This window comes from Faecalicatena sp. Marseille-Q4148, from assembly GCA_018228665.1.
Lineage (GTDB): Bacteria > Bacillota > Clostridia > Lachnospirales > Lachnospiraceae > UBA9414.
On sequence record CP073692.1, the window covers coordinates 1,213,556 to 1,231,487 of the forward strand.

Genomic DNA, 17,932 nt, shown 5'->3' on the forward strand with positions numbered 1-17,932 from the left:
CGTCTTCTTTTGTATTGTTTTATACATATCCTTTTCCTCCTGCATATTGTTCCAGTTCTTTCTGACTGTTCCACATCTTCGCATATGGACTGCACGAATCCAACAGTGCTTCATGGGTACCGCTTCCTACTATCTTCCCATGCTCCAACATATAAATCTGGTCTGCACAAACTGTATTAGCAAGCCTGTGTGAAATCATAAGTACCATTTTCTGCTTCGCCAGTTCCCGAATCACTTCCATAATCCGTTCTTCACTTTCCACATCAATATTACTCGTTGCCTCATCAAACACATATACCGGACTGTCATGGAGCAAGGCTCTCGCCAGCGCCAAACGCTGTCTTTGACCTCCGGAAAGATTCTCTCCCCGCTCTTTTAATATCGTATCCAGTCCATTTTGCGTCTTCAAAAACTCTGAAAGCTGAACGATTTCAAGCACACGCCACAATTCTTCTTCTCCTGCATCTGCCTTAGCCATGCAGAGATTCTCCCGGACTGTTCCGCCGAATAGATAACTATTCATAGAAACAAGCGTAATCTTTTTCTGCAGTCCCTCTTCTGATAATTCACAGATTTCCTGTCCGCCAAAGTTCAGATTGCCCTCATATCCAGATATACGCTTACACAGAAGTGCTGCAATCGTACTCTTTCCGCACCCGCTCTTTCCGACAAGCGCTGTAAACTGTCCCGGTTTCATCTGAAAATGAATCCCGTCAAGAACCGGTCGCTCCGCCTCATATGCAAATGTAAGATTTTCTGCCGAAATATCAAATCGATCTTCCTGCACCATTTTCGCTTTGCTCATCTCTTCTTCCAGATCCAGCAGTCCAAAAATCTTATCGCTGGCTGCCATGCCGTTCATTGCCACATGAAAGAAAGATCCAAGCTGACGCATCGGAATAAAGAAATCGGCAGAAAGCAGCAGAATAGCAAACATTCCTCCGATTCCGACAGCTCCCGCCTGAAATGCTTTCAAACCGGTAATAATTCCCGCTGCCGCCCCTCCAAGCGCCACAATATCCATTACGATAATGGAATTCAGCTGCATCTTCAATACCTTCATTGTCACAATCCGAAACTGCTCTGCCTCTTCGTTCATCTGCTGATGCCGTTTCGCATCCGCCTCATAGATTTTCAGTGTGGTAAGTCCCTGAAGGTTTTCCAAAAAACTATCGCCAAGTTTCGCATACTGCCCCCAGTACTTTCCAAGCAGCCGCTTCGCAACCTTTTGTACGCATATAATCGCGATCGGAATGAGCGGAACACAAAGAAGCAGTACAAAAGCTGCCTTCAGATGAATAAATGCCAATACGCCAAAGAGTGTAACCGGAGCAAGGAGACTGTAAAAAAGCTGTGGCAGATACTGTCCAAAATAGGTTTCCAACTGATCTACCCCTTCCACCGTTACCTGAATCACTTCTGCGGTAGATACCCTCCCGGAATAAGACGGTCCAAGCCGCAAAAGCTTATCATAAATCTTCGCCCGCAAGATTTTTTTCACATCCCGGCTGGCAAGAAAACTTTCCTTAGATGCCGCTCTCGTACAAATAAACCGCAGCCCAACAGCCAACCCCATCACAAGCGCTCCAACACCAATCCCGCTCATTCTGTTATCATACAAGCGTTCTATCAAACTGCTGAGATACAAAATAAGAATGATATTCGCACACAACGCCAGCCATTGATAAAATACATTTCTTTTAATATGTTTCATAGAATCTTTTGACAGTTGAATTAATCTCTTCTTAATCATTTCGTTCTCCTTTAAGTTAGCTTTAGCTAATCTTTGGTTAGTATAAACTACCTCGTTGGGATTTGTCAAGAAAAAAAATATTTATTGTTAAAATACATATGGGGTGGATACCACTCTTGGCTCCACCCCATTATTCCGTTATTCTTTTTTATTCCTCCTCATCATCTTCTTCCTCATACTCCTCGTATTCCTCATCTGCATCCTCATCATGATCCTCTTCTACCACTTCAACCGTGTTTTCTTCTTCACTTCTGCTCTCCTCATATTCTTCCGCTGCTGCCTCATCTTCAGATTCTTGTATACGCTCGTCTGATTTTTCCTCTTCTTCCCGGTCTTGTGTCTCCTGATCCGGGCTTTCTTCTTCCTCCTCTTCTTCGTCTTCAAATTCCTCTCTCTCTTCAGGATACAAATATTCTTTCAGCTCATCTAAAGTCTTGTTCGCGAGGTCTTCAAATTTCATCTGCGGATATTTCTTCAGGAGCTGCCGAACGAATGCCGCTTTCCCCGGGCTAATTCCATGTACTTTTGCTTCCTCTTCCAATTGTGTATCTTGCTGCATTTGCTGTGCATATACTTTCCCGGCGCCAATATGAGCTTGCAAATACTGATCTGCCTCTCTTTCCAGTTTTCTGCACATCTCATCTGTTTTTTTCTTGTTCTTTCCCTCAACAGAAAGCAAAATCATATGTTTGTCTTTATTTAGATATCCTTTTTCCGTCATAGAGTCCAAGATGGCATTGAGTGCATCTTCAATATCCGCATGAGTTAGTTTCATTTCTTTTAAAACTTCAGCACCATCATCATTGTGGGCTTCTGCTTTCACAATTTTTTGTTTTCGATTGGTCTGCAGCTCTATACTTGGATTTACATCCAAATAAATAATTGATTCCACAAAAATATTCTGATAACAATACAGGGCAATACACACTGCGAAACAGGCAGCAACCGCAGACAGCATCGTCATATTTATTTTTCTATGCTGCTTTCTTATCGGTACATCATCCAGATACCATTCATTTCCACATGCTTTTTCTACCGGTCTGTTCCAAATTTCTTCTGCGCGATCCGGCACCATCTCCTGAATTGCATCTCTTAAATGGTCTTCTATCTTTTTTTTCATAGTCTCCCCTCCAGTTGTCCCCGCAATTTCTTGAGACCTCTGTTATATTTTGATAAAATCGTAGACACAGGCATATCCAGCAATGCACTGATTTCTCTGTGCTTCATTCCTGATACTGCATGCAGCACAATAATCTGACATTCTTCTTTTGACAGAACTTCAAATGCCGTCTCTAAAACAATCCTGTCTTCTCTGTCGGTTATCTGTCCAAAATCAATTGCCTCCTTCAGCTCTTCTTCCGGACAGGTAAACTGCCTCCTCTGCTGCCGATATTTCATCAAACAGATATTTCTCGTAATCGTCAAAATCCATGCCAGCGGCTTCCCCTGCATCTGATACAAATGAGCCGCTCCTCTGATTTTCAGATAAGTCTCCTGCATTGCATCTTCTGCATCCATTTGATTATGCAGAATCGACAGTGAATACGCATATACTGCGCTTTTCGTTTGACAGTATAATGTACAAAATGCATTTTGATCCCCTGCTCCTATTTTAGAAAATAGTGTTTCATCAATTTTCAACGTTTCTTTTTGTTTTGCTTCCTGATCAGCAATTTCAGCAAATAAAAGCATAGTAATCCCCTCAGTCTTTCTCTCTTGCTATCATTATAGCTCGTTTTTCTCTCGCTGGACAAGCCCCATAATAATACACAAGTTTCCATTTCTGCAGCGCAGCTGATCAATAAATTCTTTTTCTTTCTTTACATCCCGAAGTTCAACACAATAGGATAATTCATACATCGTTCCCATATTGGTTGTTTTTACCCGTTCCAGTCGATGCTGTTTTGTATATTCCATAAATAAATCGTCAAAAATTCCCGCATAATCCAAATCTTCCGGAATCGTAATACGAAGCTGTCTTTCTTTTGATGAACCAGTCCCAAAATGCAGTTTTTCAAGAAGAAATATAACGCTTCCCACGAATACCGTTATTCCAACTGCCAACGTCAAAAATCCCATGCCGGTCGCTAAACCAATTGCCATCGCAAAAAAGATAAATCCAATTTCTCTTGCAGTTCCTGTCGCGCTCCTGAATCTTACCAGTCCAAATGCACCTAACACTGCAACGGATGTTCCCAAATTGCCATTTACAATCATAATAACTGACTGTACAAGCAGCGGCAGCACTGCTAAAATGACTGTAAAATGGCTATGAAAAGAATCCTCTCTTTTATACAAACATGCAATTCCCATTCCGAGTACCAACGCTGTTATCATTGAAACGATCACTGCTTCTATTGAAAATGTTCCCACATGAAAAATACTTCTTAACATACTTCTTTCCTCCTTATTTCATTCCAATTTTCCATTCTGTGCACCATCATTTCTTCAAAATGAAATGCTCCTCTTTCTTTTTTATAAATAGGCGTTTGCGAAACGCCGCAAGCCGCATAAATACGGCATTTTTTGTTGCTCAAAAGCAAATAACTCCTCACTGGATATGGTATAATAGAGTTGCCAAAAACTAAAATCCGCAATCCAAGAAAGGAGTTATTCTAATACCTATGATACCATATAAACAGCTTTCTTTGGCAGATATTTTTTCGGATTGCCAAGATAAATTTGAAAATGACAAACCTGCATTTCTTTCTCTATTGGAAACTCATATCGATTTGGATGAGTTTATTCCGATTTCTTTCAGAAATCATTTTTATGCATCAACGGGACGAACCCGTAAATACCCTTTACAAGCTTTTTTGTGGGCTTTGATCATCCAACGTATTTTCTCCATCCCTACGGATCAACTTCTTTTGACTTTTCTCACTTACTCAAAACCTCTTCGTGAATTTTGTGGTTTTACCAAAGTCCCAGACGCTTCCAAAATAACCCGCTTCAAACAGGACTTTTTAGGTGACCTGCAGCTTGTTTTCGATAAACTTGTTGATGTTACTGAGCCTATCTGTCAGGCAATTGACTCTGCAAAAGCGGATATGACTATCTTTGATTCTTCCGGTATTGAAGCATTCGTTACAGAAAATAATCCAAAGTATGCTAACAGAATTATCAAACAGCTTAAAGCTTATGCAAAAACTCAGGGATTTGATAAATCTTACGACCCCTACAAAGCTGCTTATGGTTCCATGCCTTCCCATGCTTCTGCTAACCCTGAAATCAAACAACTTTATATCAATGGCCATTTTTGCTATGTTTTCAAATTTGGCATTGTTACCAATGGGCTGGGAATTATTCGTCATATCTCTTTTTATAATAAAGACTTTATGTATGCACATCCTGATATTATTATCGAAAAGAAATCCGACTCCCCTGATGAGGATAAAAGTGTTCATGATTCAAAGCTTTTGATTCCGACACTCAAAGACTTCTTTTCCAAACATCCACTGATTAATCCGAAAACTTTCCTTGGAGATGCAGCTTTCGATACCACACAGCTCTATAAGAGCCTTCTTACTGGTAACACTTTTGGTAATGACAAACATTTCGCCAAAGCTTATATTCCACTGAATGCAAGATCCGGACTTGAACATCCAGACTATACCATCAATGAAGATGGTATCCCCTGCTGTCCTCATGACCCTTCGCTTTCTATGAAGTACGAATGCACTTCTAAACTAAGAAACGGTATTACCAGATTCAAGTTTGTCTGTCCCAAAATGAAGTGGGCTTACGATAAATCTACCAGAAAATCCTATCGGCAATGCTGTTGCAAAACTCCCTGTACCACATCAAGAGGTGGTCGTATGGTTTATATCTATCCTGAAAAGAATCTGCGTGCTTATCCCGGAACGATTCGCGGAACCGAAGAATGGGATAATACCTACAAAATCAGGACTGTTGTGGAAAGAAACATCAATCACATCAAGGATAATCTTTGTCTTGCAGGACGCCGAACCCAGAATGAGAGGACTTTGTATGTGGATTTAATTCTTGCAGGTATTACACAACTCATCAGTGTCGTTCTTGCAGATAAAATCAAACATCACGAATACATTCGAAGTTTAAAACCTCTCATAGCATAGGACTTACCAACTCTATAAAGCCTAAGGCTTATTAAAGTGCGCCTAAACTGTCCGCTTACCCACATTTTATTCCAGAACTCGTGCAGAGCATGAATTCATCCCTTTTCTTGTTCAAGATTGCAAACAAACTTCGTGAGTTTCGCAATTACCTATTTTATAAATATTTCCATATTTAGAAAATGAAGTAGAATAAATATCAAGATCCGATAAAAGTTTTGTAAACCACAGCGGCGTTGCTCCCATAATCTTACTTTCCATCAAATAAAACCCTTTAGGCAAAAGAAGCTCGCCCCAATCTCCATTTTCCAACCCCACAAAATTTCTCCGACTCCTGATATTCTGATCAAACGTAATCCGAAATTGACTGTCTTCTTTACCGAACAATGCAATTCTGTCATAGGCAAGGTACAGGCTTTTCTCTAACGGATAACGCTTAAGAAAAAAATCAATTTCGTTAATGATTTGCCCCTCCATATTCGGGTGTATCCCTTTCTCCACATAGTCATAAGCCTCTTGTAATGTCAGTTCTATTCTTCGCTTATTGACTACTTTCCTGTATTTCTTTTTGATTTCCAAAAATACCTTCGAATCTAATCCCGGAATTCCGTAACTTCTAAGCCTTAACTTTTCTTTATATTTCGGTTTTTCAATCGAACGTCTGATCAGCAGGTCATCCGGCGTATCATAGTAAATATTACATATCGTATGTAAACCATATTGATCCTCTTCCATATACGGCTTTAATTGAGTCCTTAACTCTTCGTAAACCGTCTCCGGCATAAGATACTTTTTTTCATACCGATTAAATACTGTCTGTGCCATATGTTTTCTCCTTTATTCCAACTGCTGATGCAGTTCCAACTTTTTCCCATCACTGATCACTGTAATATTCCCATCTTTTGTTTCCAAATAATATACATTTCTTTTTTTCAATTCTTCTAATGTTTCCTTGTCTGCCGGATGCTTGTAGGAAGTGCAGATTGCAGCGTATTCCGGCTGCAATCGATCAAGGAGCGCCGGTAATTCTGTTTCATACACACCATGATGCGCCACTTTCAGAAAATCGCAGGCTTCAGTCGTACCGTCCTGCATCCATTCCCGTATACGCTGTTTTTCTGCATCCCCTAAAAATACAAATCGATTTGCCCCATGTGTAACTGTCGTAATTAAGGAAAAATTATTATCCATCTCTGTAATGTTTGCCGGGGCTTCATAAGAACTTGGCGGCTCGATCAGTATTTCTAAATCCTGCACAGCAAAACTCATATCCTCTTTAAGCGATTTTGTTTCTACCTTCCTTTGCTGAAGTGCATGCATGAAATCACTGAATTCCACATTCTGCCCTTGATAGGAAGGAATGATCGCTCTTTGGACATGCAGTTTTTCCACCAATGTATCTGCTCCGCCCACATGATCCTTGTCAAAATGTGTAATTACAAGATCATTTATCGTCTCTTTTCCCTGCTGGTTTAAATAAGCAACAATCTCATCGCCATCTTCCTCCTCTCCCGCATCAATTACCATTGTATAGTTTTCTTTTTCTAAGAGAATGGCATCTGCTTTCCCTACTTTGAATAAAGTGATTTTGACTGCCAGATTATCTTGTTCCGACATTTGGGGTTCTCTTTTCTTCCACCATACACCCGCTATCATTCCTATCAAAAGAATCCAAAGCAGCATTACATACAGTCCTATTTTTTTTCTTTTTTCCATCTCTCTTCCTCCTTTTCTACTATAACAATGTTTGAACCTGTCCTTTTATTGCATAAAAAAGTAAAAAAATCAAAAAAAATGCCTTACTCTCAGTTTTACCTGAGAATAAGACATTTTCTTATGTTAAAATGCTATATTTACTATAAGGTTCGCAATTAGTTTGCGTTCTTTTCACTAATAGCTGCCTGTGCTGCTGCAAGTCTTGCGATCGGCACACGGAATGGTGAGCAAGAAACGTAGTCTAAACCAATCTTATGGCAGAATTCTACAGAACTTGGATCTCCACCGTGTTCTCCACAGATACCTACATGCAGATTCGGGTTAACCGGTTTTCCTAATTTGATAGCTGTTTCCATAAGCTTACCTACACCGATCTGGTCTAATTTTGCAAATGGATCGTTCTCGAAGATCTTAGCATCGTAGTAAGCTTCTAAGAATTTACCAGCATCATCACGGGAGAATCCGTATGTCATCTGAGTTAAATCGTTTGTACCGAAGCAGAAGAAGTCTGCCTGTTTAGCGATCTCATCAGCTGTAAGAGCAGCTCTTGGGATCTCGATCATTGTACCAACTTCGTATTTTAACTCAACGCCTGCTGCTGCGATTTCAGCATCAGCTGTCTCTACTACCATATCTCTAACGTATTTTAATTCTTTTGCATCACAAGATAATGGAATCATGATTTCCGGTTTTACTGCCCAGTCTGCATGTGCTTTCTGTACATTGATTGCTGCACGGATAACAGCTTTTGTCTGCATCTTAGCGATTTCCGGATATGTTACAGCAAGACGAAGTCCACGATGTCCCATCATTGGGTTGAACTCATGTAAAGAATCAATGATTGCTTTAATCTGTTCAACTGTTTTGCCCTGTGTATCAGCAAGTTTCTTGATATCTTCCTCTGTTGTAGGAACGAATTCATGAAGCGGCGGATCTAAGAAACGGATTGTAACCGGATTTCCTTCCAGTGCTTCGTATAATTTTTCGAAGTCTCCCTGCTGTTCCGGAAGAATCTTCTCAAGAGCAGCTTCTCTTTCTTCTACTGTCTCAGAACAGATCATTTCACGGAATGCATCAATTCTGTTTCCTTCAAAGAACATATGCTCTGTACGGCAAAGACCGATACCTTCAGCGCCAAGCTCACGAGCTTTTCTAGCGTCTGCCGGTGTATCTGCATTTGTTCTAACTTTTAATGTTCTGTATTTGTCAGCCCATCCCATGATTCTTCCGAATTCTCCAGCGATTGTAGCATCAACTGTAGGAATCAGACCATCATAGATGTTACCTGTTGATCCATCAAGAGATAAGAAATCTCCTTCATGGTATTCTTTTCCTGCTAATGTGAATTTCTTATTAGCTTCGTCCATTGTGATGTCTCCACATCCGGATACACAGCATGTACCCATACCACGAGCAACAACTGCTGCGTGAGATGTCATACCACCACGAACTGTCAGGATACCCTGAGCAGCTTTCATACCTTCGATATCTTCCGGTGATGTCTCAAGACGAACAAGAACAACTTTCTCTCCTCTTGCAGCCCATTCTTTTGCGTCTTCAGCTGTGAAAACGATCTTACCGCAAGCAGCTCCCGGAGATGCTCCTAAAGCTTTTCCAACCGGTACAGCTTTTTTGATTGCAGCTGCATCAAACTGTGGGTGAAGTAATGTATCAAGGTTACGAGGATCGATCATAGCTACTGCTTCTTCCTCTGTTCTCATTCCTTCATCTACTAAATCGCAAGCGATTTTAAGAGCAGCCTGAGCTGTTCTCTTACCGTTACGTGTCTGTAACATGTAAAGTTTACCGTGCTCTACTGTAAACTCCATATCCTGCATATCTCTGTAGTGTTTTTCAAGAATCTGACATACTTCTTTGAACTGTACGAAAGCTTCCGGGAATTTCTGTTCCATTTCAGAAATGTGCATTGGTGTACGAACACCGGCAACAACGTCTTCACCCTGAGCATTTGTCAGGAATTCACCGAACAGACCGTTATTTCCTGTAGCTGGGTCACGAGTAAATGCAACACCTGTACCACAGTCATCTCCCATGTTACCGAATGCCATCATCTGTACGTTAACAGCTGTTCCCCAAGAATATGGGATATCGTTGTCACGACGGTATACGTTAGCACGTGGATTGTCCCAAGAACGGAATACAGCTTTGATAGCTCCCATTAACTGTTCCTTTGGATCTGTAGGGAATTCTTCGCCGATTTTTTCTTTATATTCAGCTTTGAACTGTTCTGCAAGTTCATGAAGATCTTCAGCTGTCAGTTCTACGTCCTGTTTTACGCCTCTTTCTTCTTTCATCTTGTCGATCAGCTCTTCGAAGTATTTCTTACCTACTTCCATAACTACGTCAGAGTACATCTGGATAAATCTTCTGTAGCAGTCCCAAGCCCAACGAGCATTTCCTGATGCAGAAGCTAATGTCTCAACAACCTCTTCGTTCAGACCAAGGTTAAGGATTGTATCCATCATACCAGGCATAGAAGCTCTTGCTCCTGAACGAACAGATACAAGAAGTGGATTCTCTTTGTCACCAAATTTCTTTCCAGTAACTTCTTCCATTTTAACGATTGCATCCATGATCTGTTCCATGATCTCATCGTTAATCTTTCTTCCGTCTTCATAGTACTGTGTACAAGCATCTGTTGTGATTGTGAATCCCTGTGGTACCGGAAGACCTAATTTTGTCATCTCAGCAAGGTTAGCACCTTTTCCACCAAGAGTGTTACGCATAGAAGCGTCACCTTCAGTGAACATATAAACCCATTTTGCCATGTCTTTACGACCTCCTCGTATTTTTTGTAAATATTTGGTATTTTGGAATATGAGCCATCTTTGAAATGTCTCATATTACTAACAAATTTCGCGATTTTCACCGCAATCATATTGTAAATGTTTTAACAAGGTTCGTCAAGTGAGAACTGCTTTTTTGCCGAGAATCATCAACATTTTATAAATTTCTTATAATATTTTTATAAATCTTCACAGTACTCCGACTTGCTTTTCCGACATTTATCTACTATAATCTTAATCAGATTGCTTTTTAGGAGGGTATTTATGAACAGACTTTTTGATTTGGACAATCCCATAATGCGTTTTCTCGGGAAGTTGTTCGACTTAATGTATTTAAACCTTTTATTTCTTTTGTGCAGCATCCCGATTGTTACGATTGGCGCTTCTCTGACTGCCATGTACAGTGTTGCATTAAAAATGGTCAAAAATGAAGAAACTTATATTGGAAAAGACTTTTTCAAGTCTTTCCGAATGAATTTCAAGCAGGGAACGATCATCTGGATTCTTTTTCTGCTGATCGGATGGATTCTGTATGCGGATACACAGATTGTAAAAACCATGACGGGAAGCTGGACGAAACCGTTCCGAATCGGAATTTTTTCTATTTCACTCATTATTTTCTGTATGTTTATTTATGTATTTCCGATTCTCGCAAGATTTGTCAACAGCGTAAAAGTTACGATCAAAAATTCATTATTGATGAGTATTGCCCATCTTCCTTTTACCGTATTGTTTATTCTCATCGATGTTTTAATTATTTTTATTGCTACAAGATCCGGTTATGCCCTTTATACAACACTTTTTGTCAGCATGATCGGCGGTACTGCAGGTGTTGCTTACATTCAGTCCGTATTTTTCCGCAAGATTTTCAAACGATATGAACCGGAAGAAGCAGAGCTTTCTGAAACATCTGACTACATAGCCGAAGACAATTAAGCCGCATACTCCAAACAGTAAAACACACTGGAAGCTTTATGATACCTCTTACATGTATCCTGAAGTTCCAGTGTGTTTTTATATTCATTCAATCATTACAGTAACTTTTCCAGTGTCTTGCACAGAAGATCCATATCAACCGGCTTTGCAATATGCCCATTCATACCCGCTTCGATGGATTTCTGAACATCTTCTGCAAATGCATTTGCAGTCATCGCAAGGATTATAATATCTTTTGCCTCTGCATGAGACAGACTGCGAATTCTTCTTGTCGCTTCATAACCGTCCATAACCGGCATCTGAATGTCCATAAATATCGCATCATATGTTCCGGGAGCACACGCGGCAAATGCTTCCACTGCCTCTTGTCCATTCTCTTTCAAGGTATACGTCGCGCCTCTCATCTGAAGCAGTTCTCCTAAAATTTCTGAATTAATTGCATTATCTTCTACCAAAAGGAAGTGTTTTCCACTTAATATTTCTTTGACAGCTTCGCCGTCTGCAAGCACGGTATGTTTCTCTTCTTCAGCAATCTCTTCAAATTCTAATTCAACTGTGAACGTACTTCCCTGATGTAACTTGCTCTCAACAGAGATATTTCCTCCCATCAGCTCCACAAGTCCTTTTGTAATACTAAGCCCAAGACCTGTTCCTTCTACGCGTACAACACTCTCACTTCTGATAAATGGTTCAAATAATCGTTCCTGAAACTCCTGACTCATGCCAATCCCTGTGTCTGCCACGCAAAAACGGTAGCGGACTTTCCCCGGAACAACTGCCGGAATCTCTTCTGTTCGAAAAGTAACTTTGCCGCCTTCCATTGTAAATTTGAATGCATTACTTAACAGATTAATCAAAATCTGTTTTATACGCAGCAAATCTCCCATAAACTGCGGATGTGCAAATACACTTTTTTCAATCACAAAGTGCAAGCCTGCATCTTTTGACTGGGATACCATAATAGATGCAATTTGATCGATCAACTCTTCTACATGAACAGACGCACAATTCAAGTGAATTTTAGACTGCTCAATCTGGCTCATATCCAGCACATCATTGATCAGACTCAGCAGATGCTGTGATGACACAGAAATTTTATGTAAATAATCATGCACCTTTTCTTTTTGGTTTAGATTTGCCAACGCAAGTGTTGTCATTCCTACAATGGCATTCATCGGCGTACGGATGTCGTGACTCATAGAGGACAGAAAATCACTCTTAACACGGCTTGCTTTTTCTGCCTCTGACAATGCTTTTTCCAATTCATTTTTAGCTTTGAGCTCTGCCTCCAGCATCTCCGTCACATCTGAACGCACAAAGCAAACTCGTCCCAGACGCAGATCAATCGCAGAAATAATCATATTTTTCGTTGCAATACTTCCCTGTGCATTTCGAATGGAGTAGGTAAAAGAATATGTCGGCTGCTTTTTCAGCCGTTCCATGATCAATTTTCCATCCAGCATAGATTTTGTCCGTTCCTGATCTGCATCGATGACAAGACTTTGGAAGATCCGTTCCAAACGTTTCGTATAAGCTCCGCTTTCCTCGTTAATATTATCGTCACCGCCGCTGACAATCTGATAGTGATCATCCAACAAATCCACATCTGCAACAAGGTCATAACTTATAGATGACAGTTGAAGAAGAATCTTCTCCCGAATCGTTTTTTCCGTAATGTCTGTAACCGTTAAGATTCCCGTAATATCTCCTGTATCCGGTGTCTCCACCAGATTCACTTTAAACTGCACATAGCGGCCTTCCTGATTCTTTGGCAACTGTACATAACAAGGCATTACTACTTCTGTAATCCCATTTTCAAATGCCTGTATTGACGGTTCGTTTAAATATTTTGCATAAAACTGCTCTCGTTCCTTCTCATCAACAATCAGTGTTCCGATTCCTTTAAAAAAATCTTCTCTTACATATCCAAAGTTCGCAAGCAGTTCGGAATGTGTATGATCTACAATCTCTATAATTCTATCCTGTGTAATATTGCAGTGTCCCAAAATCAGTGTGTCCGGTCCTGTCATTAGATAATGCTGAAAAATCTGTTCTTTATACTGCTGACGCAGCTGTTCCTGCATCTTCTTCTCCACTGTAATGTCATGATAATCCGCATATACTCTTGCATTTCCACCATCACTTTGAATTAAAGAGAACTTTACGTTAACCCAGATATAATCTCCGCGACCGGTTCGGAGTCGATATTGCAGCTCATATCTCTCTTTCTGCTCCCGAATACACTGATCCAGTGTTTCTTTCACATACCCCTGATCATCCGGATGTACCCCTGAAAGTGCATCTTCTTTATACATATTCCAGGCTTCTTCCATCGGCATGTCAACCATCTCTGCAAATCCATTTGACAGATACTCCGGAGTCAAAGCGCCGTCCAGCTCATGCCGGACCACTGCGACACCGCCCGGAAGATATTTTAATACCGTCTGAAAATATTGTTCTAACCGCTCTTTTTCCTTTTTCATCTCCATTTCTTCTGTAATATCTCTTACATACTTGATGTAGGCCGGGATTCCATTCCAGTTTGTCTCCCGGAATCGCGTTGTGTAGAATCGCCCTTCTTCTTCAAAATTCATCTCATGTATTCTATCATCCGGATCATGTGAATTCAACGTACAATACTTACAAGGCTCTGTTTTCCCGTACAAAAATTCATAACATTTACACCCTGATGGGGCTTTCTCTGCTTCATACGTTCTTTTCAGATCATTTGCATAAAGGAGATTATAATTACTCTTATCAATCACATAAATATCATCTACCGTCTCACTCGCAATGTCCTGGAGCAGTTGTATCTCCGGAGAACAATATCCAAATGCAGCTCTCCCTGTTTTTTCATCACAGACCGCATCTTCTTCGTGAAGTGCATCTGCAATTCTATTTCCCTTAACATCCATGACATTCCCTCTCATACTTACGAATCAGTTCTATGTGACGTTTATACTCGCTGACAAGCGATTCTTTCCATTCTTCTCCTTTCTGAAGATCTTCCCGCCGCAGCGCTTCCGTTATCTCGTTTACCGGAGCAAAGAGCGCTTCAAATCCCAGATTCATACAGACGCCTTTGAGTGTATGAATTGCCCGAAAAGCTTCTGAAATATTCTGCTTTTCAAATTCACTAAGGAATAAATCATAGCTGTCATCTTTTAAGAATAAAAGAACAAAACGCTGAATTCGCTCTTCTTTTCCAAATCGTTCCAAAATCCCCTCATAGTTTCCGCCTAGTTTCTCATATAACTCCTGCAATGTCATATGCTTTCCCTCCAACAGTTTCTAACAAGCTTATACGAAATTATCTTTCACCGTCTCCTCAATTTCTGAAATAGCAGTCGGAACCAAATCCGTCTGCATACTCATTTTAAAATTAGAAGAATTTCCCGGCCCCTGGCATTTTGCCTCATAGAGCGCCCGGTCTGCACAGCGATACAGCATATCATAAGAACGGTCTACAAAAGGTGTTTCCGCAATCCCCATGCTCACTGAAATATGTACTCCGTCATACTCTCCTGTGAGCGACTCAAATATCTTCTCCACTGTATCTTCCTGCTTAGAATGACACCGCTGAAATACGAGGAATTCATCTCCTCCGATTCTGGCGATAAGTGCCCCTTCCTCCACATTGCTTCGGAGCAATTCTGCCATATACTTGAGCAGCCGATTGCCAAAACTGTGGCCTCTCTGCCTGTTTACATTTTTAAAATAATCCAGGTCAAAAATCATCATTGCAAATTCTTCTTCCGGATGCTTCTGCAAGCAGCTTTCTACTTTTTTCCTTGCATATGCCCGATTGTACAAACCGGTTAACGGATCCAGCATTACCAACTGCTGCAGCCGATTCAATTCTTCTGCACCGCCTCCGGAATCAAGCACCTTACCTATCACACCTTCATATGTTGATTTTCCTGCATTGCCCCACATCGTTCTGCAGATCAATCGTTTTCGCCTGTGTATCCCTTCGATAAACAGATCACACTCAAATTCTACAACCGGATGTTCCTCATCTGCTGCTTTTAACAGCTGTTCCAGACAGCTCAAATCCTCTTTTCGTATCATTCGTAAAAGCTGCTCCTGTTCCATTGGATTCAGCATTACCTGCGGTAATTTTAACTGTTTGGCTCCCCATTCTGACAATGTCAGCATTGATGGGATATTTGTATACTCAAACTGAATCTCTGATGATAACGAAGAAAAGAACTGAAACTTAATCCGCTCTTCTTCCAAAAGGTTCAGTGTACGGTTAGATGCTGTAATTTCTTTCTGTGACAACAGCTGTTCTGTGATCGTCCGGATTTCCTTTCTGCTCTCCTGTCCAAAGGAACGCAGCGTTAACTCTTCCTGAATCCGATCAGAAATATCACTCAGACATTCCAAAAGCAGCGGATGAAAACAGCCGCACTCGCCATTTAGAATCATTTGAAGTGATTTTTCATGTGAAAATGCTTTTTTATACACACGTTCACTCGTCAGCGCATCATAGGCGTCCGCAATCGAAACTGCCTGAGCCGAAATTGGTATTTCCTCTCCTTTCAGTCCGTCCGGATACCCTCTGCCGTCATAACGCTCATGATGCCACCTGCAAATCTCGTAAGCCACTTCCACCAACGGTTCTTCTTTGTGAAGTGGAAGGTCCTCCAGCATATTTGCTCCAATCAGCGAATGTGTCTTCATAATCTCAAATTCTTCCTCTGTCAGCCTGCCTGGTTTGTTCAGAATTTCTTCTGAAATCGAAATCTTTCCAATATCATGGAAAGCTGCCGCCTTACTGATCAGCGAGATTCTTTCCGGACTCAGATTATATTTATCTGTCTTTTCCCGCAGGCGCTTCAAAAGCATCTCCGTTACTGTCCCGATATGCAACACGTGAAGACCGCTCTCACCATTCCGGAATTCCACAATGTGACTTAAAATCGAAATCATCAATGTACTGTTTTTCTCACTCTCATACATCTGATCTGCGATCATAGAAATCAGTCGTTTTTGTTTGGAATACAGCATCATTGTATTGACTACCCTGCGGCAGACAATTACTTCATCAAATGGTCTGCTGATATAATCAGCTGCACCGAGTTCATATGCCCGTTCCACAACAGAGTGGGAGTTTTCTGCTGAAATCATAATCACCGGGATCTCTTCTATCCAGTGATAGCGATTCATCATTGCCAGCACTTCAAATCCATCCATCTTCGGCATAACAACATCCAGTAAAACAAGTGAAATCTTCGTTCCATAGTTGTGGAGCAGTTCCACTGCCTCTACTCCATTTTCCGCTTCCAGGATCTCATATCGTTCTTCCAGCATATCCGCAAGAATGGCTCTGTTAATCGCAGAATCATCTACAATTAGAATTTTATTACTCTTTTTCCTGTTAGACATCTTCTCTTTATTTTCGTTTATCCTCTGACCACATCTCACCAGAGTTTTGCAGCCCGGATTTTCCCCTTTCCTTAGAATAAATGTGTGAAATCTTCCTAAATTTATATATTTATTCTAGTATAGCATAAATTATAGATTAGATGTCAGATTAATTTCTTTTCTTCTTTTTTCCAGTTCCGCTTTCGTACCGCTTTTTGTTATGATAATTCTGCAGCTACAGCTACTTATTTTTTATGCAAGGAGGATATCATATGCCAACTTATTATGACCAAAAAGCTCACACTTGGTTCTGCAAATTTTATTACACGGATGCACAGGGAATGCGCCGTCAGAAAAAGAAACGTGGGTTCAAACGCCAGCGGGATGCAAAAGCATGGGAACGTTCTTATTTATCTTCTACGTTTTCTTCTAATGAAATGACATTCCAGCAACTTACAGATCTTTATCTGTCCGATATGGAGAAGCGCCTGCGCCAGACAACCATGAATACAAAGCAATACATTTTTCGCGATAAGATTCTGCCTTATTTTGCCAAACAAACACTCTCTTCAATTACCTCTGCCCAGATCCGTTCCTGGCAAAATGAACTTCTTACCCTGCAAAAGAACGATGGCACAGGCTATTCATCCACTTATCTAAAAACAATTCAAAATCAATTGTCCGCAGTGTTTAACTATGCTGTCCGCTATTATCATCTCTCTGAAAATCCATGTCTGCGCGCCGGTTCTCTCGGTAAGAGTTCTGCTGAAGAAATGCATTTCTGGACTTATCAGGAATTTAATTCTTTCTTAGCTGTTATCGACAAAGAACGGTTTCGACTTGCCTTTCTTCTTCTATATCATACCGGTATCCGTATAGGAGAACTTCTTGCCCTGACCCCCGGCGATTTTCATTTTCAGAATAAACAACTTTATATCTGTAAATCTCTCCAGCGACTGCACGGCGAAACTCTGATCACTTCTCCCAAAACACCAAAAAGCATTCGTTTCATTGCTCTGCCTTCATTTTTGTTGCTTCGAATTCAAGAATATATTGAGAATTCCCATATTTCCGAGCAAGACTTTATTTTTCCTTTTACCAAATCTCTGCTCGGCAAACGTCTCAAACAGTACGCTGACCTCTCCGGTGTGCCTAAAATCCGGCTTCATGACCTTCGGCACCCGTATGTCAAGCCCACGACAAAAAAATTTATAACTTTTTTTGAGGCTTTCCGGGCAGCCATATAGCCACCCGCA

The 17,932-nt window shown here is 40.8% G+C and carries 14 protein-coding genes; 3 read left to right on the forward strand and 11 right to left on the reverse strand.

Annotation, left to right across the window (positions count from 1 at the left end):
- Positions 1-19: 19 nt before the first annotated feature.
- The 5 genes from KFE17_05805 to KFE17_05825 all read right to left on the reverse strand — a co-directional run bounded on the left by KFE17_05805 (position 20) and on the right by KFE17_05825 (position 4,290).
- Complete coding sequence (locus KFE17_05805) at positions 20-1,753, reverse strand: ABC transporter ATP-binding protein/permease (GenBank protein QUO33250.1); 1,734 nt, start codon at positions 1,751-1,753, stop codon at positions 20-22.
- Positions 1,754-1,901: 148 nt separating this feature from the next.
- Complete coding sequence (locus KFE17_05810; protein ID QUO33251.1) at positions 1,902-2,873, reverse strand: hypothetical protein; 972 nt, start codon at positions 2,871-2,873, stop codon at positions 1,902-1,904.
- The gene (locus KFE17_05815; protein QUO33252.1) at positions 2,870-3,445 is read right to left on the reverse strand and encodes an RNA polymerase sigma factor; all 576 of its coding nucleotides are present in this window, start codon (positions 3,443-3,445) and stop codon (positions 2,870-2,872) included. The genes KFE17_05810 and KFE17_05815 overlap by 4 nt, the downstream gene beginning before the upstream one ends.
- A gap of 33 nt (positions 3,446-3,478) precedes the next feature.
- Complete coding sequence (locus KFE17_05820) at positions 3,479-4,147, reverse strand: DUF4956 domain-containing protein (protein QUO33253.1); 669 nt, start codon at positions 4,145-4,147, stop codon at positions 3,479-3,481.
- Positions 4,141-4,290 (reverse strand): hypothetical protein, encoded by a 150-nt coding sequence (locus KFE17_05825; GenBank protein ID QUO33254.1) that lies wholly within the window; start codon positions 4,288-4,290, stop codon positions 4,141-4,143. Before KFE17_05825 ends, KFE17_05820 begins: the two co-directional genes overlap by 7 nt.
- Positions 4,291-4,377: 87 nt before the next feature.
- Between KFE17_05825 and KFE17_05830 the strand changes: the two genes are divergently transcribed.
- Entirely contained in the window at positions 4,378-5,850 is a 1,473-nt protein-coding gene (locus tag KFE17_05830) for a transposase (protein QUO33255.1), read from the forward strand.
- A 111-nt stretch (positions 5,851-5,961) separates the two neighbouring features.
- On the opposite strand, the gene KFE17_05835 is transcribed toward KFE17_05830, so the two are convergent.
- The 3 genes from KFE17_05835 to ppdK form a co-directional block, all read right to left on the reverse strand.
- The gene (locus KFE17_05835) at positions 5,962-6,672 is read right to left on the reverse strand and encodes a polyphosphate polymerase domain-containing protein (GenBank protein ID QUO33256.1); all 711 of its coding nucleotides are present in this window, start codon (positions 6,670-6,672) and stop codon (positions 5,962-5,964) included.
- Positions 6,673-6,684: 12 nt separating this feature from the next.
- Positions 6,685-7,563, reverse strand: a complete 879-nt coding sequence (locus KFE17_05840) for an MBL fold metallo-hydrolase (GenBank protein ID QUO33257.1) — start codon at positions 7,561-7,563, stop codon at positions 6,685-6,687.
- Positions 7,564-7,718: 155 nt separating this feature from the next.
- Complete coding sequence (ppdK, locus tag KFE17_05845; GenBank protein ID QUO33258.1) at positions 7,719-10,352, reverse strand: pyruvate, phosphate dikinase; 2,634 nt, start codon at positions 10,350-10,352, stop codon at positions 7,719-7,721.
- A gap of 282 nt (positions 10,353-10,634) precedes the next feature.
- Here ppdK and KFE17_05850 point away from each other — a divergent pair, with 282 nt between their 5' ends.
- Complete coding sequence (locus KFE17_05850) at positions 10,635-11,306, forward strand: YesL family protein (GenBank protein QUO33259.1); 672 nt, start codon at positions 10,635-10,637, stop codon at positions 11,304-11,306.
- Positions 11,307-11,401: 95 nt separating this feature from the next.
- Here KFE17_05850 and KFE17_05855 read toward each other — a convergent pair whose 3' ends face one another.
- Genes KFE17_05855 through KFE17_05865 form a run of 3 tightly spaced genes read right to left on the reverse strand, consistent with a single transcriptional unit; the run spans position 11,402 to position 16,697 of the window.
- Entirely contained in the window at positions 11,402-14,221 is a 2,820-nt protein-coding gene (locus KFE17_05855) for a response regulator (GenBank protein ID QUO33260.1), read from the reverse strand.
- Entirely contained in the window at positions 14,211-14,576 is a 366-nt protein-coding gene (locus tag KFE17_05860) for an Hpt domain-containing protein (GenBank protein ID QUO33261.1), read from the reverse strand. Before KFE17_05860 ends, KFE17_05855 begins: the two co-directional genes overlap by 11 nt.
- A 30-nt stretch (positions 14,577-14,606) precedes the next feature.
- A complete protein-coding gene (locus tag KFE17_05865; protein QUO33262.1) occupies positions 14,607-16,697 on the reverse strand; it encodes a diguanylate cyclase in 2,091 nt (696 codons plus the stop codon).
- 251 nt (positions 16,698-16,948) lie between these two features.
- On the opposite strand from KFE17_05865, the gene KFE17_05870 reads away from it, so the two are divergent.
- Positions 16,949-17,923 (forward strand): site-specific integrase, encoded by a 975-nt coding sequence (locus tag KFE17_05870; protein ID QUO33263.1) that lies wholly within the window; start codon positions 16,949-16,951, stop codon positions 17,921-17,923.
- Positions 17,924-17,932 lie beyond the last annotated feature (9 nt).